Source organism: Azospirillum rugosum, assembly GCF_017876155.1.
GTDB lineage: Bacteria > Pseudomonadota > Alphaproteobacteria > Azospirillales > Azospirillaceae > Azospirillum > Azospirillum rugosum.
This window is the reverse complement of sequence record NZ_JAGINP010000024.1, coordinates 1-21100: the sequence shown is the minus strand read 5'-3', so window position 1 is coordinate 21100 and position 21100 is coordinate 1. Positions and strand designations below refer to the sequence as shown.

Annotated in this window: 11 protein-coding genes; 3 read left to right on the top strand and 8 right to left on the bottom strand. The window is 71.0% G+C overall.

Going from position 1 to position 21100, the window contains the following annotated elements; all coding sequences use genetic code 11:
- Positions 1 to 102 precede the first annotated feature (102 nt).
- Positions 103 to 1986, bottom strand: a complete 1884-nt coding sequence (locus J2851_RS27435) for a tetratricopeptide repeat protein (protein ID WP_209770331.1) — start codon at positions 1984 to 1986, stop codon at positions 103 to 105.
- A 409-nt stretch (positions 1987 to 2395) separates the two neighbouring features.
- Here J2851_RS27435 and J2851_RS27430 point away from each other — a divergent pair, with 409 nt between their 5' ends.
- From J2851_RS27430 to J2851_RS36415, 3 genes are all read left to right on the top strand, one after another.
- The gene (locus J2851_RS27430; RefSeq protein ID WP_209770329.1) at positions 2396 to 3463 is read left to right on the top strand and encodes a TIGR03032 family protein; all 1068 of its coding nucleotides are present in this window, start codon (positions 2396 to 2398) and stop codon (positions 3461 to 3463) included.
- The gene (locus tag J2851_RS27425) at positions 3460 to 11352 is read left to right on the top strand and encodes a beta strand repeat-containing protein (protein ID WP_209770328.1); all 7893 of its coding nucleotides are present in this window, start codon (positions 3460 to 3462) and stop codon (positions 11350 to 11352) included. The genes J2851_RS27430 and J2851_RS27425 overlap by 4 nt, the downstream gene beginning before the upstream one ends.
- Positions 11353 to 11807: 455 nt before the next feature.
- Positions 11808 to 14300, top strand: a complete 2493-nt coding sequence (locus tag J2851_RS36415) for a hypothetical protein (protein WP_281416091.1) — start codon at positions 11808 to 11810, stop codon at positions 14298 to 14300.
- Between the two features lie 96 nt (positions 14301 to 14396).
- Here J2851_RS36415 and J2851_RS35470 read toward each other — a convergent pair whose 3' ends face one another.
- The 7 genes from J2851_RS35470 to J2851_RS27380 all read right to left on the bottom strand — a co-directional run bounded on the left by J2851_RS35470 (position 14397) and on the right by J2851_RS27380 (position 20928).
- Positions 14397 to 15782 carry an alpha/beta fold hydrolase gene (locus J2851_RS35470; protein WP_211114459.1) on the bottom strand — a complete coding sequence of 462 codons (1386 nt, stop codon included), beginning with the start codon at positions 15780 to 15782 and terminating at the stop codon, positions 14397 to 14399.
- A gap of 35 nt (positions 15783 to 15817) precedes the next feature.
- Complete coding sequence (locus J2851_RS27405) at positions 15818 to 16657, bottom strand: enoyl-CoA hydratase/isomerase family protein (protein ID WP_209770327.1); 840 nt, start codon at positions 16655 to 16657, stop codon at positions 15818 to 15820.
- A 133-nt stretch (positions 16658 to 16790) separates the two neighbouring features.
- Positions 16791 to 17483, bottom strand: coding sequence for a response regulator transcription factor (locus J2851_RS27400; RefSeq protein ID WP_246500971.1), 693 nt, complete (start codon positions 17481 to 17483; stop codon positions 16791 to 16793).
- 2 nt (positions 17484 to 17485) lie between these two features.
- Positions 17486 to 17896 (bottom strand): response regulator transcription factor, encoded by a 411-nt coding sequence (locus J2851_RS27395; protein WP_209770326.1) that lies wholly within the window; start codon positions 17894 to 17896, stop codon positions 17486 to 17488.
- Positions 17896 to 19665: a PAS domain-containing sensor histidine kinase gene (locus tag J2851_RS27390; protein WP_209770325.1), complete on the bottom strand. Its 1770-nt coding sequence runs from the start codon at positions 19663 to 19665 to the stop codon at positions 17896 to 17898. The genes J2851_RS27395 and J2851_RS27390 overlap by 1 nt, the downstream gene beginning before the upstream one ends.
- 55 nt (positions 19666 to 19720) lie before the next feature.
- A complete protein-coding gene (locus J2851_RS27385; protein ID WP_209770324.1) occupies positions 19721 to 20350 on the bottom strand; it encodes an MEDS domain-containing protein in 630 nt (209 codons plus the stop codon).
- Between the two features lie 140 nt (positions 20351 to 20490).
- Entirely contained in the window at positions 20491 to 20928 is a 438-nt protein-coding gene (locus J2851_RS27380) for an RbsD/FucU family protein (RefSeq protein ID WP_246500970.1), read from the bottom strand.
- Between the last annotated feature and the right edge of the window lie 172 nt (positions 20929 to 21100).

The window sequence follows — 21100 nt, the reverse complement described above, 5'->3', positions numbered from 1 at the left end:
CCCCAACGTACAAGCGTTGCAAACGTGCAATGGCTTACCGGCTTCGGGGGTCGGGACCGCGCCTTGCCCTGCCCTGTCACCGCGCCATCGTCAACGCCCCGCTCACGGTTGGCTGTCGCGGACGGCGGCGTACTCCTTCAGCTGCGACGTCAGGCGGGCGATCGGCGCGTCCCAGGCGCCGGGTTCGTCCTGGTGGAACAGGCGCATGGTCGGGTACCAGGGGCTGTCCTCCCGGTGGCCCAGCCAGCGCCAGCAGGCGTCGAACCGCGACAGCACCCAGACCGGCTTCCCCAGGCCCCCCGCCAGATGGCAGACCGAGGTGTCCACGGTGACGACGAGGTCGAGCTGTTCGATGAACGCCGCGGTGTCGGCGAAATCGCGGATGTCGCCGGTCCAGTCGGTCAGCGCCATGCCGGGCGGCGGTGCCCCGGCCTGCGCGCCCGCCTCCCCGATCTGGAGGCTGTAGAAGGCGACGCCGGGAATGGCGGCCAAGGGGGCCAGGGCCGACAGGGTCAGGCTGCGCCGCCGGTCGACGGAGTTGGCCTTGACGTCGTCCTTGCGCGGTTCCCCCGCCCACACCAGCCCGACCTTCAGCCGCCGTTCGCCGGCCAGCCGGTCCCGCCACGCGCGGCCGTCCCCCTCCTCCGCGCGCAGGTAAGGAATGTTGGCCGGAATGGTCTCCAAGCGGGTGCCGACCAGACGGGGGACGCTCAGCATCGGCGCGCAGACGTCGCAGGCCGGCGGCTCCTCGCCGAAGCCGTAGACGGCGGTCACCCCGGGCGTGTTGCGAAGCAGGCGCTTCAGCAGCGGCTGGACGAGCAGCACGACGCGCCCACCCTGCGCGGCGAGCAGCTCGGCGTAGCGCACGAAATGCAGCGTGTCGCCGTGCCCCTGCTCCGCCACCAGCAGGATGCTGCGCCCGTTCAGGGGGCTGCCGTCCCAGGCCGGGGCGTGCCGGGGAAAGGCTGAGCCCCACATCGCCCAGCGGGCCTCGTACAGCGCCCAGCCGCGGGCGAAGTCCCCCTTCTGCAGCAGCGCCAGCGACAGGTTGAAGCGGGCAACGGGACTCGCGGCGTCCAGGCGCAGGGCCCGCTTGTTCCATCGGACGCTGCCCTGGGCACCGCCGAGGCTGTGGAAGGCCAGCGCCGCGTTGACCAGGGTGCCGGCATGGCCGGGCGCGAGGGCGAGCGCGCGCTTGACGAAGCCGGCGGCGCGCTCGAAATCGCCCTTCATCATCCAGGTCAGGGACTCCTGGGCGTCGGCCTCCGGCGCCATCGGGTCAAGGCGACGGAGCCGCCGCGTCGCCCTCAGCGATCCCTCGGTGTCCCCGGCGTGCATCAGGCCGAACGCGAGGTTCCCCTGGACGCTGGTCGCGTCGGGTGCCAAGGCCGCGGCCCGGCGCAGCGCGGCCAGGGCGAGGCCGGTGTCCTTGACCTCGCACAGGGCGACGCCGTAGGCGGCCAGCGTGGCGGCATCATCGGGGGCGGACAGCGCGGCGCGGCGCAGCAGCCGCGCCACCACATCCGGCTGGTTGCGCTCCTGCACCAACGCCCCGAGATTGCGCCAGCCGGCGGAATAGGCGGGGTCGGCCACCAGGGACCGCGCGACGAGGCGCCGCGCGTCGCGGCCCGAGCCGCCCTCCTTCAGCATCAGGCCGAAGGCGGCCAGGGCCTTGGGATAGTCCGGGCGCAACCGCAACGCGCGCGTGTAGGCGATAGCCGCCTGCCGCTTCCGCCCGGCCACGCGCAACGCCTCGGCCAGATTGTGCATCGCCTGCGCCCGATGGGGAGCCAACAGCATGACGCGGGCGAAGCAGCGCGCCGCCATGCGGCAGCGCCCGTCGCTCAGCGCGAGGCCGCCGAGGCGCAGCCAGGCGTCCTCGTTGCCGGCGTCGGCGGCCAGAACGGCGCGGAGCAGCCGTTCCGCCTCCGATGCCCGACCGTCGCGGCCATCGGGACCGAGACCTGTCCCGCCGTGCTGTGCCATCCGCAAAGCGTCATCCTCTTCCGTGGAAGTGGTTCCAAGATATGCCCGCGCCGATCCGCCGGCAACGTTAGGTCGCACCACGCCAACCTCACCCACGGAAATTTCCAGAAACGAGATAAATCACCTCAGTAATACTACCAATTAATCATCATTACAGCCCGACTTGGCCACCACCAGCACGCAATACTGTCAATCAACACAAGACAAAATCCGCTGTTGCAAATTGTCGAAAATGATCGCTGTCCAATTTTCCCCATTCGGACTACCACAGATTATATGACGAAATGGGTCGGCTGGTGTGTCGAATTTGGTTATGGACGAGAATGATTCGGACAGTTTTCGACGTGCTGAGCGGCAAGGGCGCGGTTTTGCGGACCATTCGGCGAACTCGCATCTACAAATACAGCCCATGATCGATGGCAGCCCGCGGCTGCTGGACTGGTTTGCCGGCGAAGGCGGCGCGGTCGCCTTCACGACCTACCAGTCCGGGCGCCTGTTCCTTCTGGGGCTGGGGGCCGGCAACCGCCTGCGCGCCCAGGTGCGGCAAATCCCCCGCTGCCAAGGGTTGTGGAGCGACGGCCAGACGCTGTGGGTCGGCGGAGAGGCGCATCTGTGGCGCTTCGACAACGCCCTGCCCGCGGGAACCTGCGCGCCCAACGGATCCGACCGCGTCTATGAACCGCGCCAATGCTTCGCCACCGGCGACGTGGACATCCACGACATCGCCGTCGACGGCGACGGCCGGCCGCTGTTCGTCAACACGGCCCACAGCTGCCTCGCCCTGCCCCGCCCCGACGGCGGCTTCGACCCGGTCTGGCGCCCTCCCTTCATCTCGGAGCTGAAGGCGGAGGACCGCTGCCACCTGAACGGCCTCGCCATGGGAACCGACGGGCGCCCGGCCTACGTCACGGCCTTCGGCCGCGCCGACGTGATGGAAGGCTGGCGCGAACACCGGCTGTCCGGCGGGCTGGTGATCGACGTGGCGTCCGGCGAGACGGTCTGCGCCGGGCTGTCGATGCCCCATTCGCCGCGCCTGCACGACGGGCGGCTGTGGCTGCTGAATTCCGGAACGGGCGAGCTGGGGACGGTCGACCGCGGCAGCGGCCGGTTCGAGCCGGTCTGCTTCTGTCCGGGCTACGCGCGCGGCTTGGCCTTCCTCGGCAAATGGGCGGTGATCGGGTTGTCGCGGCCACGCCGGGGCAACAGCACCTTCGCCGGCCTGCCGCTCGACGACCGTCTGGCGGCCAAGGGCGTCGGCCCGCGCTGCGGCTTCGTCGTGGTGGACACCACCACCGGCACGCTGGCCCACGCGCTGACCATCCATCACACCATCGACGAACTCTACGACGTGGCCGTGCTTCCCGGCGTCCGCCGGCCTGAAGCGCTGAAGCCGATTGCCGGGGCCGCCAAGCCCGAACCGACCACCAACGACGACGCCCTCAAGAACGCCGATCGAGCGGGAGCCGACCAATCATGACCGATCCGAACTACACCCTTGCGGGAACCAACCCCTTCGGCTTGGGCGGCGTTCCGAACTACGCGGCCCCGGTTCTCGTGGACATCGACGGCGACGGCGACCTCGACGCCCTGATCGGCATCGGTGTCGGCAACACGATCCTGTACCGGAACGTGGGGACCACGACGTCGCCCAGCTTCTCGATGATCGGCACCAATTCCTTCGGCCTCGGCGACGTCGGATGGAACGCATCGCCGGCGGTCGTGGACATCGACGGCGACGGCGATCTCGATCTGGTGATCGGCAACAGCCACGGCAGCCCGCGCTTCTACCGCAACGACGGGACCGCGACCTCGCCGAGCTTCACGGAGGTCAGCAGCTACCCATTCGGCTTCGCCAATGCCGGGACCTATGTCGCGCCGACCTTCGTGGACATCGACGGCGACGGCGACTTCGACGTGGCATCCGGCAACTCGGCCGGCGACATCCTCATCTACCGCAACGTCGGCACGACGACGGCGCCGAGCTTCACGCTGGTCGGCACCAACCCCTACGGCCTCGGCAACGTCGGCAGCAACTCGAATCCGACCTTCGTGGACATCGACGGCGATGGTGACCGCGATGCGCTGATCGGGAACAGGGATGGCAACACGCTCTTCTACCGCAACGTGGGGAGCGCAACCTCGCCCAGCTTCACGCTGGCCGGCACCAACCCCTTCGGGCTGGGCTCCGCCTCGGCTTTCGCGGTGCCGCGTTTTGCGGACATCGACGGTGATGGCAAGCTCGAGGCGCTGATCGGCGGCAAGGACGGCAGGACGCTCGTTTACAGCAACGCGCTGCCAACGCCGACGGTGCCCACGGGGCTGGCGCTGACGGACGGTTCCAACAGCGGTTCGACGGCTGACACGCTGACCAACGTGGCGACGCCGACGATCACCGGTACGGCGGCGGCCCTGGCGACGGTGGTGCTGTACGACGGCGCGACGGCGGTCGGCACGGCCACGGCCGACGGCTCGGGCAAGTGGACGATCACCGCGGCGTCGCTCAGCGACGGCTCGCACGCGCTGACCGCCAAGGCGAGCGACGCCAACGGCACCTCGACCGCGTCGACGGCGCTGATGGTTTCCATCGACAAGGCCGCGCCGACGCTGGTGTCGGCGGTGCTGAACGGCACGCTGCTGACCCTCACCTATTCCGAAACGCTGGACGGGGCGGCGCCGGCGGCCTCGGCCTTCGCGGTGACGGTGGACGGCGCGGCACGGACCGTCGGCACGGTCGCCGTCGGCGGCAAGACCGTGACGCTGGCTCTCGATGGCGGGGCATCCAGCATCTACAACACCGTACTGGTCGGCTACACGCCGCCGGGATCGGGCGCGCGGACGGCCGACGTGGCGGGCAACGCCGCGGGGGCGCTGAATGGTCAGCGGGCCAAGGTGGCGGGCGATCCGAACTTCGTCCTGGAGGCGACCAACCCCTTTGGGCTGGGCAACGCCGGGGGGTTCGAGGCGCCGACCTTCGTCGACATCGACGGCGACGGCGACCTCGACATGATCGCCGGCAACAGCGGCGGCAGCTCGGTCTTCTACCGCAACGTCGGCACGGCGACGGCGCCCAGCTTCACGTTGGCCGGCACCAACCCCTTCGGCCTCGGAAACGCCGGCGGCTACACCAAGCCGACCTTCGAGGACATCGACGGCGACGGCGATCTCGACGCGCTGATCGGCAACAGCGCCGGCAACACGGTCTTCTACCGCAACGTCGGCACGGCGACGCAGCCCAGCTTCACGCTGGCCGGCACCAACCCCTTCGGCCTCGGCAACGCTGGGAGCTTCGTGTCGCCGGCCTTCGCCGACCTTGATGGCGACGGCGATCTCGACGCGCTGATCGGCAACCTCGTCGGCAACACGGTGTTCTACCGCAACGTCGGCACGGCGACGGCGCCCAGCTTCACGGCGGGCGGCACCAACGTCTTCGGCCTTACCCTTCCCATGACCTACGCGGCGCCGACCTTCGTCGACATCGACGGTGACGGCGACCTCGACGTGGTGATCGGCGGGAAATTCAACAGCTTCGCCGTCTACCGGAACGTGGGAACGACCGCGGCGCCGAGCTTCACGCTGGTCGGCACCAACCCCTTCGGCTTGACCGGGGCGCCGACGTTCGTGGCCCCCTCCCTGGTGGACATCGACGGGGACGGCGACCTCGACCTGCTGGCCGGCTTCCAGGCCGGCAACACGGTCCTGTACCGCAATGCCCCGCCGAACACGGCGCCGGTGCTGGACGCCGGCAAGGCGCCGGCGCTGGCGTCGGAGCCGGCGACGAACACGAACAACCCCATCGGCGCCGTGGGCACGCTGGTCTCCGATCTGGTGGGCCTGGGCAGCGGCATCGCCAACGTGACCGACCCCGACGGGGGCGCTGTGACCGGCATCGCCATCACCGGCACCGACAGCAGCCACGGCATCCTGTGGTACACCACCAACGGCGGCACCACCTGGGGCACCGTGAACGGCGGCACGACCGTGACCGGCATGACGTCGCTGCTGCTGAAGGCGGACGCCAACACCCGCCTCTACTTCCAGGTGACGGACAGCGCCTTCGCCGGCACCATCGCGTCGGCCTTCACCTTCCGCGCCTGGGACCAGACCAGCGGCACCGCCGGCAGCAAGGTGAACACCACCAACGGCGGCACCACCGCCTTCTCCGCGGCCACCGACACGGCCAGCATCACCGTCACCCCGGTCGGCCCGAGGGTCACCGACGCGCGGATCAGCATCAGCGGCGGCACCGGCATCGGCGGCGCCTACAAGATCGGCGACACGGTCACCGCGACCTGGGACAACAGCTACGACGGCGACAACAACACCGACCCGATCAGCGGCGTCACCATCGACTTCAGCCAGTTCGGCGGCGGCACCGCCGTGACGGCGAGCAGCGACGCCAACGGCGTCTGGACGGCCAAACACGTGGTCGCCGCCGGCGGCATCGACGCGACCAACCGCAACGTCTCGGTCAGCGCCACCAGCGGCAGCACGACCACGACGGCCGACAGCAGCAACGCCACGGTGGACACCATCGCGCCCCGGCTGACGCTGGGCAACATGGCGGGCCAGGGCACCGCGACCGGGACGGGCAGCACGCTGCGCATCGGCGACACGGTGACCGCGGTGTGGGACAACAGCCTCAGCGGCGACAACAACAGCGACACGATCAGCGGCGTGACCGCCGACTTCAGCCAGTTCGGCGGCGGCACCGCGGTGGCGATGACCAACGCCGGCGGCGTGTGGCGCCAGACCTACGTCATCACGGCGGGCAGCATCGATGCGGCCAACCGCAACGTCGCGATCACCGTCACCGACAACGCCGGCAACAGCGCCACCCTCACCGACACCGCCAACCACAAGGTGGACAATGTCGCGCCGACGGTGACCGACGCGAACGTGTCGATCAGCGGCGCCACCGGCACGGGTGGGGCCTACAAGATCGGCGATACCGTCACCGCGACCTGGAACAACACCGGGTCCGGCGACAACAACGCCGACAGCATCGCCTCGGTGACGGTGAACTTCAGCCAGTTCGGTGGCGGCACCGCGGTGACGGCGACCAACAACTCCGGCACCTGGACCGCCACCTACGTCATCACGGCGGGCAGCATCGACGCGACCAACCGCAACGTCTCGATCAAGGCGACCGACAACGCGGGCAACAGCACGACCACCGCCGACAGCACCAACGCCACGGTGGACAACGTGGCGCCCCTGCTGACGCTGGGCAACGTGGCGGGCCAGGGCACGGCGACCGGGACCGGCAACACGCTGCGCATCGGTGACACGGTGACCGCGGTGTGGGACAACTCAGCCAGCGGCGACAACAACCCCGACACGATCAGCGGCGTGACCGCCGACTTCAGCCAGTTCGGCGGCGGCACCGCGGTGGCGATGACCAACTCCGGCGGCGTGTGGCGCCAGACCTACGTCATCACGGCGGGCAGCATCGACGCGGCCAACCGCAACGTCGCGATCACCGTCACCGACGACGCCGGCAACAGCGCCACCATCACCGACACCGCCAACCACAAGGTGGACAACGTCGCGCCCACCGTCACGGCCGGGGCGATCGGCATCAGCGGCGGCACGGGCCCGGGCGGGGTCTACAAGACCGGCGACACGGTCACCGCCACCTGGGACAACAGCGTGGGCGGCGACAACAACACCGACAGCATCGGCGGCGTGACGGTCGACTTCAGCCAGTTCGGCGGCGGCACCGCGGTCGCGGCCACCAGCAACGGCAGCGGCGTCTGGACGGCCAAATACGTCGTGGCGGCCGGCGGCATCGACGCGGCCAACCGCAACGTGTCGGTCAAGGCGACCGACAACGCCGGCAACGCCACCACCACCGCCGGAACCGGCAACGCCGCGGTGGACAACGTCGCCCCCACCCTCACCGACGCCAGCATCGCCGCCAGCGGTGGTGCCGGAGGCGCGGTCAAGGCGGGCGACACGGTCACGGTTACCTGGAACAGCGGTGTGGGCGGCGACAACAACAGCGACGCCATCAGCGCCGTCACCGTCGACTTCAGCCAGTTCGGCGGCGGCACGGCGGTGGCGGCGACCAACGCCGGCGGAGTCTGGACCGCCACCTACACCATCGCCGCCGGCACCGCGCTCGGCAGCAACAGGAACGTCTCGGTGACCGCCACCGACGACGCCGGCAACAGCCGGACCACCGCCGACACCTCCAACCTGACCATCGCCAACACAGCACCGGTGCTGGACGCCGGCAAGTCGCCGACGCTCGCGCCGGGGCTGTCGACCAGCACCGGCGTCCCCGGCGGCGCCGTGGGCACGCTGGTGTCCGACCTCGTGGGCCTGGGGGGCGGCATCGGCAACGTCACGGACATCGACGGCGGCGCCGTGACCGGCATCGCCATCACCGCCACCGACACCGCGCACGGCACCTGGTGGTACAGCACCGACGGCGGCGCCAACTGGGCCGCCGTGGGCGCCGTCAGCGACGGCAGCGCCCTGCTGCTGAAGGCCGACGCCAACACGCGGCTCTACCTCCAGTTGCCCGACAGCACCTTCACCGGCACCATCGCGTCGGCGCTCACCTTCCGCGCCTGGGACCAGACCAGCGGCACCGCCGGCAACAAGGTGAACACCGCCACCAACGGCGGCACCACCGCCTTCTCCGCGGCCACCGACACGGCCAGCATCAGCATCACGCCGGGCGCCCCGGTGGGCGTGCCCACCCTCGCCGCCGCGTCGGACAGCGGAGTCTCCGCGTCCGACCGGCTGACCAACGCCACCGCCATCACGCTGACTGGCAGCGGTGTCGCGGCCAACAGCACGGTGCGGCTCTACACCGGCACCACGCTGGTGGCCACCGCCGCGGCCGACGGCACCGGCACCTACCAGTTCACCGACGCCGACGTGTCGGGGCTGACCGGGGCGACCAGCTTCACCGTGCGCCAAGTGGCGGCGGGGATCGAAAGCGCGGACTCCGCGCCGGTGACCATCACCTTCGACCGCGACCGGCCGACGCTGTCCATCACCACCCTCTCCGGCGACGACCGGCTGAACGGGACGGAGGCGGGGAGCGCGCTGCTGATCACCGGAACCTCGACCGCGGAGGTCGGGCAGACGGTCACCGTCGGGCTGAACGGCCAGACCTACACCGGCACCGTCGTGACCGGCGGCGGCTGGTCGGTGACGGTGGACGCCGCGGCGCTGGGCGGTCTCGGCAACCAGCCCTACACCGTCACGGCCGACCTGGCCGACGCGGCGGGCAACGCCGCGACCCAGGCGACGCGCACGCTGACCGTCGACAAGGTCACGCCGGAGGTGGCGATCACCTCGGCGGCGCTGAGCAACCGCGCGGCCCCCGTCCTGGCCGGCACGGCGAAGGCGAACAGCGCGGTGACCGTGATCGTCGCCGGCGCCACCTACGCCACCGGCGCCGACGGCAACGGCGGCTGGTCGGTCGATCTCGCCACGGCGACGCCGACGGCGGGATCCTTGGGCCTGAACCGCAACGGCGCCAACGCCGTCTCGGTCACGGCGCGCGACGCGGCCGGCAACAGCTCCGCGCCGGCCACGCAGACGCTGGTCCTCGACACCACCGCGCCCACGGCCACGGTGCGCTTCGAGGACGACAGCATCGACGCGCTGGAGCAGCGCAACGGCTCCTTCGTCATCACCGACGGGGAGGCCGGGGTCACCTACGCCTGGACCCTTACGTCCTCCGGCGGCGGCCAGGTGACCGGGAGCGGCCAGCTCGGCGCCGGCACCACCCGCGTCGGCGGCCTGGACCTGTCCGGGCTGGGCGACGGCACCCTCACCGTCACGCTCAGCCTGACCGACCCCGCGGGCAACAGCGCGGCACCGCTCAGCGCGACGACGCGCAAGCTGACCGCGACGGTCGACAAGCCGGCGCCGATCGCGCCGCTGGCCGCACAGACCGTCGACGGCGCCACGGTCAACGGCGCGGTCACCGTCGGCGCGGACGGCGGGCGCACCACCACGGTCAGCATCGCCGCCCCCGCCGCCGGCCGGCAGGAGGACGCCAGTACGCCCAACGCCGACCTTGCCGACGTGCCGGTGGTGCGCGAGCAGGTGGTCGACGCGCAGACCGGGACGGTCTCCACCGTCACCACGCTGACGGTCAGCGTCTCCACCGGCGTCGCGGCCACCGCCGCGGGCAGCGCGGAGCGGCACACCGCCGCCGATTCCGCGGCCGGCCTGATCGGCGCCATCGAGGCGCGCACCGGCGCTGGCTCCGCCTCCCGCACGGGGCTGACCAGCGGCGGCACCGGCTTCCTGGCGGCGCTGTCGGGCCAAGCCCAGCTGCTGGTCCGCGCCATCGACTTCAGCACGCCCAACGGCGCGGCCGGTCCGGCCGTGCAGACGCGGGTCACCGGCGCGGGGCTCGGCGGCACCGGACAGGCCAGCGCGACGCCGACCGCGGTGGTGCTGAACACCAGCGGCGTGGCCGCGCCAATGACCATCCAGCTGGACGACGTCCAGTTCGCGGCGGTGATCGGCGACGCCACGCTGGTCGGCGGCGAGGGCGAGCAGGTGGTCTATGGCGACGCCGGCCGGCAGTGGCTGTACCTGGGGGCCGGCGACGACGCGCTGCACGGCGGGGCTGGCGACGACACCGTGGCGAGCGCCGGGGGCAACGACACGCTGTTCGGCGACGACGGCAACGACGTGGTCATGGGCGGTGAGGGCGACGACTGGGCGCTGGGCGGCGCCGGCGACGACCTGATCGGCGGCGGCACCGGCAACGACCGCGGCTTCGGCGGGACGGGCAACGACATCCTGTTCGGCGAGGCCGGCGACGACACGCTGACCGGCGAAGCCGGCAACGACACGGTGGTCGGCGGGGCCGGCAACGACCTGCTGTTCGGCGAGGAGGGGGCCGACTTCCTGGTCGGGGAGGCCGGCAACGACACGCTGAACGCCGGGGCGGGGAACGACACCGCGCTGGGCGGCGACGGCAGCGACCTGATCGGGCTGGGCGACGGGTACGATCTGGCGTCCGGCGAGGCGGGCAACGACACGGTGCTGGGCGAGGCCGGCAACGACACGCTGTTCGGCGGGTTGGGCGACGACCTGCTGAGCGGCGGGGCGGGCGACGACCTGCTGTTCGCCGACGGCGGGGCCGACACGCTGTGGGGCGGCGCGGGCCGCGACGTCTTCGCGCTTGGCCGGTCGTCGGGCGGAACGGTGGTGGCCGACTTCCGGGCGGGCGAGGACCGTCTGGCCTTCACCGACCCGGGCATCGACCTCGGCGCGGTGATCCGCTCCGCCCGGGTGGAGGGCGGCAACACGACCCTCGACATCGGGAACGGCGGCCGCATCACCATCGTCGGCCAGACCGGGGTGGTGGCCGGCTGGTTCGGCTGATGCCGGCCAGGGGCGTTTCGGGGGAGCCCAACCGGCTCCCCTCCCGCTCACTGTCGCATGCGCACATGTCGCACGGACGGCAAGCCGCCGATAGGGTGAAGAAATGCCTCTCAAAGTTTTGGGGGGCTTTTTTCTGCGGCATCAGCCACTGACAGCCTGCGTGAAAGCCGTGTCCGCCGCAGGCCATGTGAAGCGACGGTCCTGCGGCCTTGCCGCGACGGCGGTTGGAAACCGCGCACCGATGGCGCAATTCGGTGTGGGAGGAGCGATCTTTTCGCACCCGGCCCCGTCCTTCCGGCGCCTTTACGGGCAAGCGGGACCGTAACATAGTTTCCCAGGACAGCCTTACGCGGACATGTTCGTTCGACCGACGGCGCTACGAAAAGCTCCTCCTTCGAAAGTGGGTGACCATGGATGCGACACACGGTCCGGTCCCGCGCCGGAGGATGCTTCAGATGGGCGGCAGTCTGGCGCTGCTGTGCCTCCCGCTTCCGGTCCTCGGACAGGCGCCGCCCGCCTCCGCACCGAACGAGGCCTCCGACGGGTGGCCGCATCCGGTGACCGCGGACGGCGGCAGCGCCACGGTCTACCAGCCGCAGGTCATCTCCTGGCCCGGCCAGACCACGCTGAACGCCCGCGCCGCGGTGGCCATCACGCGGCCGGGCGGCGGGAACCCGGTGCTCGGCACCCTTGAATTCACCGCGCAGACCAGCACGGACCTCGCGACGCGGACGGTGACCCTGACGGAGCCGCGCCTGGTCGCGTCCCACTTCCCCTCGCTCGACACCGCGCAGGCCGCGCAGCTGGACGCCCACATCCGCGCGGTGCTGCCGGAGGTCGCGCGCCACAGCGTGCCGCTCGACACCATCCTGCTGAGCCTGAGGGACCAGTCCAAGGCGCCCGACGACGCCCCGGCGGTGAACAACGACCCGCCGGCTATTTTCTACAGCGCCCGCCCGGCCAGCCTGGTCGTGTTCGACGGGGAGCCGGTGCTGGCACCCATTCCCAACTCCCCCCTCTCGCTCGCGGTCAACACCAACTGGGATGTGTTCTTCGACCCCGCCGGCGCGGGCGCCTGGCACCTGCTGAACAACGGCAGCTGGTTCACCGCCCCCAAAGCCACCGGCCCCTGGCATCCGACGGAGTCCCTGCCGCAGGCGCTGCGCTCCCTGCCGGACGAGCCGAACCTGGCGGAGGCGCGCAAAGCCATCCCCGGCCGGCCCCTCCCCCCGGACGCCGCCCCGACCATCGTCGTCAGTTTGAGGCCCGCGGAGATCATCGTCACCGACGGCCTGCCTGCCTACACCGCCATTCCCGGAACGCGCATCCAGGTCGTCACCAACAGCAACAGCTCCCTGTTCCGCCACGCGGACAGCGGGCGCTTCTACTACCTCGTCTCGGGCCGCTGGTTCAGCGCCGCGTCGCTCGACGGCCCGTGGAGCTTCGCCACGCCGGACCTGCCGCCCGATTTCGCCCGTATTCCGCCCGACGGCCCGGCCGGGCATGTGCTGTCTTCCGTACCCGGCACCGCGCAGGCGCAGGAGGCGGTGCTGCAAGCGCAGATTCCGCAGCAGGCGACGCTGCGCCGCGACGCGGCGACGCTTCAGGTCACCTACGTCGGCAAGCCGGAGTTCAAGCCGATCCCGGGGACCAGCATCACCTACGCGGTCAACACCAGCTTCGAGGTGCTGGACGTCGGCGGCACATACTACTGCTGCCACCAGGGCACTTGGTTCGTGGCGCCAGCGCCGACCGGCCCCTGGGCGCTGGCCGACAGCGTGCCATCGGAGATCCACCGCATCCCGCCGAGCCACCCGCTGCACAACGTCACCTACGTGAACGTCTACGCCGCGACGCCGGAGGCGGTGACCTTCGGCTTCACCGCCGGCTATCTCAGCGCGCAGGTCAGCTCCGGCGTGCTGGTCTACGGCACCGGCTACTGGTACCCGCCGGTCGTGCTGCCCGGGCCGGTGCCGGTCTACCTGCCCTACCCCTACACCTACGCCGGCAACGTCACCTACAACGCCGCGACCGGCGCCTGGGCGCGCGGGGGCGCGGTGTACGGCCCCTATGGAGGCCCCTATGGAGGCCCCTATGGAGGCCCCTATGGAGGCATTGCGCAGGGGGGCACCGCCTACAACCCCGCGACGGGGGCCTGGGCGCAGGGCGGCGCCATCTACGGCCCCTACGGCGGCGCCGGGGCCTGGTCGGCCTACAACCCGCAGACGGGCGCCTACGCGCACGGCAGCGGCGCCTGGAACTCCGGCGACGGCTGGGCGAACGCCAGCTTCGCCAACCCGACCACCGGCCGCTCCGGCAGCACCAACCAGAACTGGAACCCGTACAGCCGCTGGGGATCGAGCACGGTCAGCGGCCCGAACCAGACCGTGAACACGGAAAGCGGCAGCAACGCGCGGGGCTCGGCCGGCGCCTTCAGCTCCTCGACGGGCGCGGAGGGGGCGGTGGCGCGCGGGGCCGCCGGCAACCAGGGTGGTGCCGTGAAGACGCAGAGCGGCAACGTCTACGCCGGCGCCGACGGCAACGTGTACCGGCGCACCGACGACGGCTGGTCGAAGTGGAACGACAATTCCTGGCAGCCGGTGCAGACTCCGACGCATGAAACCCGCGGCAGCGCGGGCTCGACCGCGGGGACCAGTGCCGGCACGGGCGCCAGCGCGCCGCAGCCGGCGGCCCGTGGCGGCGCCCAGCCCTCGTCCGGCGCTGGCGGCGGTGGGGGCGGCTTCGGCGAGCGCTTCGGCCAGGGCGGCGCCGGGGAAGGATTCGGCCAGCGGTTCGGCGGCCAGGGCCTCGGCCAGCTTGAACAGGACCACCAAGCCCGCCAACTGGGCGAGATGCGCCAGCGCGCCTTTGCCGGGGGCGGCTTGGGCGGCGGTGGCTTCGGCGAGCGCTTCGGCGGCGGCATGGGAGGCGGCTTCCACCGGCGCTGACGTGAATCCCCCTCGCCCGCCTCCGGTGGGAGAGGGAGGGCGGCGCGTTGCCGGACGATCGCTCAACTCACGTTGGGGGAGTTGCCCGCCGCACTGTCAGTCCGTCCTGGTCGCCTCCCGCTTGGCGAGGAAGGTGCGGATGCGCGCGGCGACCTCGTCGCACGCCTCGTCCAGCGCGAAATGCCCCGCGTCGAGGATGTGGACCTCCGCATCGGGGACGTCGCGCCGGTAGGCCTCGGCTCCGGCGACCGTGAAGGACGGGTCGTAACGCCCCCACAGGACGAGCAGCGGCGGCTGCCGTTCCCGCATCCAGGCCTGCCAGTCCGGGTAGGCCGCCAGGTTGGTCCGGTAGTCGTAGAACAGCTCGCTTTGGATGTCGATCTGCCCGGGGCGCGAGAGAAAGGCGTGCTCGTCCGTCCAGCTGTCCGGGTCGTACCGCTCCGGGTGGGGACTGGTGCCGACGTGGCGCAGCCGGGTCGCCTCGAAGGACATCAGGTTGGCGCGCAGCCGCTCCTCGTTGGCGGCGCGGTCCGCCCAATAGGCCTTGCGCGTCTCCCACAGCGGGCCGAGGCCCTCCTCGTGCGCCACGGCGTTCTGGACGATGATGGCGTCGACCCGCTCCGGACGGCGCAGCGCCAGCCGGAAGCCCACGGGCCCTCCGTAGTCCTGCACCAGCAGCGTGTAGCTGGTCAGGCCCAGCGCATCGACGAGCCCTTCCATCACCCGCGCGATGTGGTCGAAGCTGTAGGCGAACGCCCCCGGCGGCGGCGCGTCGCTGTGGCCGAAGCCGGGATAGTCCGGCGCGATGATCCGGTAGCGGTCGGCCAGCAGCGGGATCAGCGGCTCGAACATGCGCGACGAGGACGGAAAGCCGTGCAGCATCAGGATGGTCGGCGCGTCCGGCGGTCCGGCCTCGCGGTAGAAGACGCGGACGCCCTCGACCACGGCGCTGCGGTAGGCCGTCGTGCGGCGCGTGGAGGGTGTTCCCGGCGCGTCATCCGTGTCCACCCGTCCGGGCAGCCGTTCGGTCACCTCCTGCAACACCCAGCCGTTGCCGTCCGGGTCGCTGAAGGAGGCGAAGGAGGCGTAGCTGCGCCGTTCCGGGTCCGGGCCGTCGACGCGGCCCTCCGTCCCGGCGCGGTGGAACACCCCGCCGGCGTCGTGGAACGGCGCGCTCACCTCGGCCCCGCGGCGGACAAGATCGGCGCACGCCGCCTCGATGTCGGACACGACGAGGTGAAGCCCCTGGACCGAGCCCGGCTCGGCCGAGGAGACTCCCCGGCCGAAGATCACCGAGCAGGGCGAACCGGGCGGCGTGACCTGGATGACCCGGAACCCGTCGCCCGTCGGGAAATCCGCGTCGAGCCTCCAGCCCAGGCCGACGTAGAATTGCTTGGCGCGATCGACGTCGGACACCGGGATCACGACGACCTCAAGCTTCAGGGGAGATGCCGGCGGCCTTGCGGATTCCGTGATGCTCATGGCGAGTTCCTCAATCTTCGGGTTGCGCCATACCGTCAGTGACCGATTTGGCCCACGTAATGGCCGAGCCGCCGCTCGACGTCGCCCGCCCTGTGGAAGCCGCGGTCCATCAGCGCCTTGATCCGCGCCTTCGCCGCGGGCCGGCCGACGGACGTGATGAAGGCGTCCCACTCCGGCGCGATTTCGGAATCGGACGGCAGGCTCGCCACGTCGACCAGACGCTTGGTGTCCGCGATGGCCTGCTTGTCGAAGGACGCGATCCGCCGCGCCAGCGCGTCGACGAACCCGTCCAGCTCGGCGTCCGGAAGCGCGCGGTTGACGTAGCCGTAACGCTCGGCCAGTTCGCCGCCGATGTCGTCGGCGCTGAGCAGCACCTCCAGCGCACGGCCGCGGCCCATCAGGCGGGGCAGCCGGGCCATCGGCCCGCCGCCCGGGACCAGGCCCGCGCCGACCTCCCACTGCGACAGGATCGCCTTCTCGCGGCTGGCGAAGCGCATGTCGCTGGCGAGCGCCAGCTCGCTTCCCACGCCCGTGGCCCGCCCGCGGATGGAGGCGATCGACACCACCGGCGCGCGGCTGAGGCGCACCAGCATGTCGGGCACCGGCGGCAGGCCCGTCGTCCCCGGCGGCAGGCTGGTCGTGTCCTCCGGATCGGCGAGGAAGTCGTAGTGCGTCAGGAAGAATCCTTCGACGGCGCTGTCGAAGACCACCACCTTCACTTCGGTATCCGTCTCCAGCGCGCTGACGATCTCGTCCAGCTGCGGAATGGTCTCCGGCCCGAAGATGTTCAGGGGCGGATGATCGAAGGTAACGCGCCAATATTGCGGCGAGCGGCGGTCGAGGCGGATTTGCCGTGCGGCTTGCGGGTCGTGCATCTTTGCCTCCGGACTGTGGACCTTTTCCAACGGTTTGGCCGGCACAGCTTGGCGCGCGGCGCGGCCGCGCATAAATCGGACGAAGGTATCGCCGATACCATGGTGTCGCCCGCTGCGATGGCTCCCCAATTCCCTAATTCGGAATGCGCAGCTTCGCGGCGATGTTGACGAGGTCGGCGAAGGAGGCGGCCTGCATCTTGCGCATGACGCGGCCGCGGTGGGCCTTCACGGTGATCTCGCTGATGCCCAGCTCGCCGCCGACCTGCTTGTTCATCAGGCCCGAGACGACCAGCGCCATCACCTCGCGCTCGCGCGCGCTGAGCGTGGCGTAGCGGTTCTGCAGCCGGCGCAGCTCGCTCGCCTGCCCGAAGGCGGCCTCGCTGTGCATGAGCGCGCTGCGGATGGCCTCCAGCAGCACGTCGTCGCCGAACGGCTTGGTCAGGAACTCCATGGCGCCGGCCTTCATCGCCCGCACCGTCATCGGCACGTCGCCGTAGCCCGTGATGAAGATGATGGGCATGTCGGCCCGCTCGGCGGCGACGCGCTCCTGAAGGTCGAGCCCGTTGAGGTCCGGCAGGGTAACGTCGAGCACCAGGCAGCTGGGGCACGGTGCCGGAGATTGCGACAGGAAATCCTGCGCCGACGCGAACACCTCCGGATGCCAGCCCGCGTGCCGGATCAGCGCTTCCAGCGACTCCCGCACCGAGACGTCGTCGTCGACGACGTAGACGATCGCGCTGGCCTCCGGCACGGCCGACGACCGCGGGCCGCCGTCCGCCAAGCCCGGCTGATCCATTCCCGCCTCTTCCTGTCCCAGGGTGTTCATTGTCAGGTCCCTCCCATTTTGGGGCGCAGGGCCGACGCCCGGGCGCCCGATCCGACCGCCGCGTCCAGCGCTTCCAGCAGGGCCGTGTCGCTGAACGGCTTCAACAGGCATTCGACGGCGCCGCCCTCGCGCAGTCGCACGCGCACGCTCTCATCCCCATGGGCGGTGATGAACACGATCGGGACCGCCTGCCCGCGGCGGGCCAGCTCGCGTTGCAGGTCCAGCCCCGACATGCCGAGCATTGCGATGTCGAGCAGCAGGCAGCGGGTCTGCGCAAGGCAGCCCGACGCCAGGAACTCCTCCGCCGACGCGAAGGCGCCGGCCTCGTAGCCGAACTCGCGCACCAGGTCGGGCAGCGCCTCCCGGACGGACTCGTCGTCGTCGACGACGGCTACGAACGCGCGATCCTGCATCACGGATGCCCCGCTTGTCCGGCCGCGGCGGCCATGCCCCCGGGACTCCCGTCCCGGCACGGCAGCGACAGCCGGAAGGTCGCCCCCGCGCCCTCGTTGGGCTCCGCCCAGAGGCGTCCCTGGTGGTTCTGCACGATCGACCGGCTGACCGAAAGCCCGATCCCCATGCCGTCGCTCTTGGTCGTGTAGAACGGGTTGAAGAGCGTCTCCACGGCGGCCGGGTCGAACCCCACCCCGCTGTCCGTCACCGCCAGGCAGACGCCGCCCGCCTCCAGTCGGCCCGTCGCGATCCGAAGCTCCCGCTGCCGCTCGTCCACGTCGCGCATCGCCTCCGCGGCGTTGAGCACCAGGTTCAGAATGACCTGCTGAAGCTGGACGCGGTCGCCGGTCACCGGCGGGAGATCGTCCGCCAGCTCCATCCGCAGGCTGACGCCGCACCGCTGCAGTTCGGTCGACGTCAGGGCGATCACCTCCTCCGTCGCCCGGTTCAGGTCCACGGCCTCGGCCGCCGTGCCCCGCTTGCCGAAGAGATCCCGCAGCCGCGCGATCACGTCCGACGCGCGCTTGCCGTCGCGGATCGTCCGTCGCGCGGTCTCCAGCGCGCCCGCCACGTTCGGCGGGTCGGCGCCGAGCATGCGCAGGCAGGTGCTGGCGTTGGTCATGATGCCGGACAGGGGCTGGTTGATCTCGTGCGCGATGGAGGCGGTGAGCTGCCCCATGGTCATCACGCGCGTGACGCGTGCCAGTTCCGCCTGCGTGTCGCGCAGCTCGTCCTGCGCTTCCTTCCAGTCCTCGATGTCGGTGTTGATGCCGAACCACCGGACGACGGCCCCCTCTTCGTCGTGGAGCGGGTTGACGCGAAGCAAGAACCGGCGATACGCCCCGTCGAAACGGCGCAGCCGGGCCTCGGCCTCCCCGCTGCGCCCCTGCGCCCTGATCGATCGCCAGGCGTCGATCAGGCCGGGCAGGTCGTTCGGATGGACGGCGGCGGCCCAGCCCCAGCCCTGCATGGCGCCCGACAGCCGGCCCACATAGTCGAGGTAGCGCTGGTTGAAGAATTCCGCGGTTCCGTCCGTGCGCGTCGACCACACCAGCCCGGGGATCGAATTGATGATCTGGTCCAGGTTCCGTTCGTTCGCCGCCAGCGCCTCCTCGGCCTGCCGGCGCTCGGCCATCTGCCGCCGGAGTTCGGCGTTGGCCGCCGCAAGCTCGGCGGTGCGCCGCGCGACGCGCCGGTCGAGTTCCTCGGCGACCCGCTTCTGCTCGCTCAGATGCCGGGCGCCTTGCAAGCCGACCGTCGCCTGGTTCGCCATGACGCTGATCAGCAGCCGTTCCGTCTCCCGCGGGAATCCTGCGCGCGCCGCGCCGGCGACCAGCAGGCCGATCTCGCCGTGCAGCCCAAGGCGCTGCGGCAGGATCGCGAGGTCCGCGCCCCCGACGGTACCCCCGATGGCAAGCCGCGCCGGCCACGCCTGCGGGTCGGCGTCCAGCCAGGGGGAGAGCAGCTGCCCGACCTCCTGCGGCCGGGGCGCGTCCTGTCGCCATCGGTCGAACCGGACCAGCTCGCGCGGCGCGTCGCCGACGGGATCCCTCAGCCGCAGATAGACGAGGTCGAGGTGCACCATGCGCATCAGCGAGTCCAGCAGGCTCTCGACGATCGCCGGCGGTTCGCCGCGGACCCAGGTCGCCGGCAGGGCGAGGATGCCGACCAGATCGTTGATGCAGAGCTGGAGCCGCTGGATCTCCGCCCCAGGCTGTTCTGCTTCCATGGTCACACGGCGGTCCCGGGCGGCGAGCCCTTGCGGCGGTCCCGGGTGGTGGTGCCTACCTGGCGCGCCGCTCCCTGATCTCGCGCAGGAAATCCTGCGGGGGCACGAAGAAGGGATTTTCCTGGAGTATGCCTCCGATGATGATCATCGGATGGGTCCGCATGATGTCGATCACCGTCGCACCGCCGAACTTCGCCAGATCATAGACGCAGATCACCGCGTCGTCGTGCCGGCTCCACACGTCGTTCACGCGGGCTTCGAACTCGACCAGGTCATCGAGGTGGGATCGGTCCTCGCACGCCCACTCCATCTGGCAGATGATGCGGCTGGGACCGTAGGTGCCCCCGGCGTTGCCGCTGGCCATCCGTTCGAAGGCGGCGAGCATGCGGTCCTGGTCGAAGCGGCCGTCGCGGAGGTAGGTCTCGTCGGTCGTGCGCAGCTCCAGCTGGTCGCGCCGCTGCGCGTCGGCCACGTCGATCCCGACGGAGGCCAGGCGCCGGAGGTGGCCGTGGTGCCGGCCGGGATTGACGATGTGCACCGCCTTGTCGCCGCACGCGAAGCCGTCCTTGATGAACGGCAGCAGCACGCGGTACTCCTCGTCCTCGCTGTTGAAGAACGCGCAGACGTGCCGCGTCCGGTCGAGCGTCGATCCCGCGAAGGGAATGGGCGCCGGGGGCTTCCTCATCCAGGACACCTCCTGTGCGGAGCGCGCCCGCGGCACTGCCGGCCGATCCGCGGGCCGATTGCTGTGTGGCGGAGGGAGGATACGCCCCGCGGCACCCCTGACCCATTATACCTTGGTGTCGGTTCGCCGCGGTGTGGCGCTCAATAGTCTTCGCTCTGCTCCAGCTTCACCACCCCGACGGTGAGCAGCAGGTTCGCGAAGCGGCGGGTCTCGCCCGTCGCGATGACGAGCGACGTCAGCGGGGAGCGGACGGCCTCGTAGAAGGCGGCGCGCTCCAGGCGGGTCACCTCGGCGCCGTCCGGCAGCATCCCGGCGTACTCGCCGTGGATGGCCGGCGTCTCGCCGGTCGGGACCTGCATGAGCGCGGCCGCCTGGATCGGAATGGTGTCGACGAGGATGCGCAGCACGTCGGTGGTCTTTAGAAGGCCCGGCGCCAGGTTGAGGTACACCTTCGCGGCGTTCGGCCCGGCGTGCGTCGCGACGGGGTAATTCCCATCGGCGATCAGCACCTGCGAGAAGTGACCCGAACTGGCGAGCGCGCGCAGGATCTCCGGGTGGAGGAGCTTGGTCTTGAGCATCGGAGGACTCGTGGAAAGGGGGGACGGATTGCTCCCCGCCGGCCCGCGGGTGTCCCCTTGGGCACCCCTGGGGCGACGCTACGGTATGCACACATTTCGCCATTGCGGTAAGTGGCTGATACAGTGGAGGAAAAGCCCCTCTCCCTTGAGGGGAGAGGGGTTTGGGGTGAGG

Excerpts from the sequence above, each read along its gene's own strand:
- J2851_RS27435 (WP_209770331.1), bottom strand. The coding sequence starts at position 1,986 with ATGGCACAGCACGGCGGGACAGGTCTCGGTCCCGATGGCCGCGACGGT.
- J2851_RS27430 (WP_209770329.1), top strand. The coding sequence starts at position 2,396 with ATGATCGATGGCAGCCCGCGGCTGCTGGACTGGTTTGCCGGCGAAGGC.
- J2851_RS27425 (WP_209770328.1), top strand. The coding sequence starts at position 3,460 with ATGACCGATCCGAACTACACCCTTGCGGGAACCAACCCCTTCGGCTTG.
- J2851_RS36415 (WP_281416091.1), top strand. The coding sequence starts at position 11,808 with ATGGGCGGCAGTCTGGCGCTGCTGTGCCTCCCGCTTCCGGTCCTCGGA.
- J2851_RS35470 (WP_211114459.1), bottom strand. The coding sequence starts at position 15,782 with ATGAGCATCACGGAATCCGCAAGGCCGCCGGCATCTCCCCTGAAGCTT.
- J2851_RS27405 (WP_209770327.1), bottom strand. The coding sequence starts at position 16,657 with ATGCACGACCCGCAAGCCGCACGGCAAATCCGCCTCGACCGCCGCTCG.
- J2851_RS27400 (WP_246500971.1), bottom strand. The coding sequence starts at position 17,483 with ATGAACACCCTGGGACAGGAAGAGGCGGGAATGGATCAGCCGGGCTTG.
- J2851_RS27395 (WP_209770326.1), bottom strand. The coding sequence starts at position 17,896 with ATGCAGGATCGCGCGTTCGTAGCCGTCGTCGACGACGACGAGTCCGTC.
- J2851_RS27390 (WP_209770325.1), bottom strand. The coding sequence starts at position 19,665 with ATGGAAGCAGAACAGCCTGGGGCGGAGATCCAGCGGCTCCAGCTCTGC.
- J2851_RS27385 (WP_209770324.1), bottom strand. The coding sequence starts at position 20,350 with ATGAGGAAGCCCCCGGCGCCCATTCCCTTCGCGGGATCGACGCTCGAC.
- J2851_RS27380 (WP_246500970.1), bottom strand. The coding sequence starts at position 20,928 with ATGCTCAAGACCAAGCTCCTCCACCCGGAGATCCTGCGCGCGCTCGCC.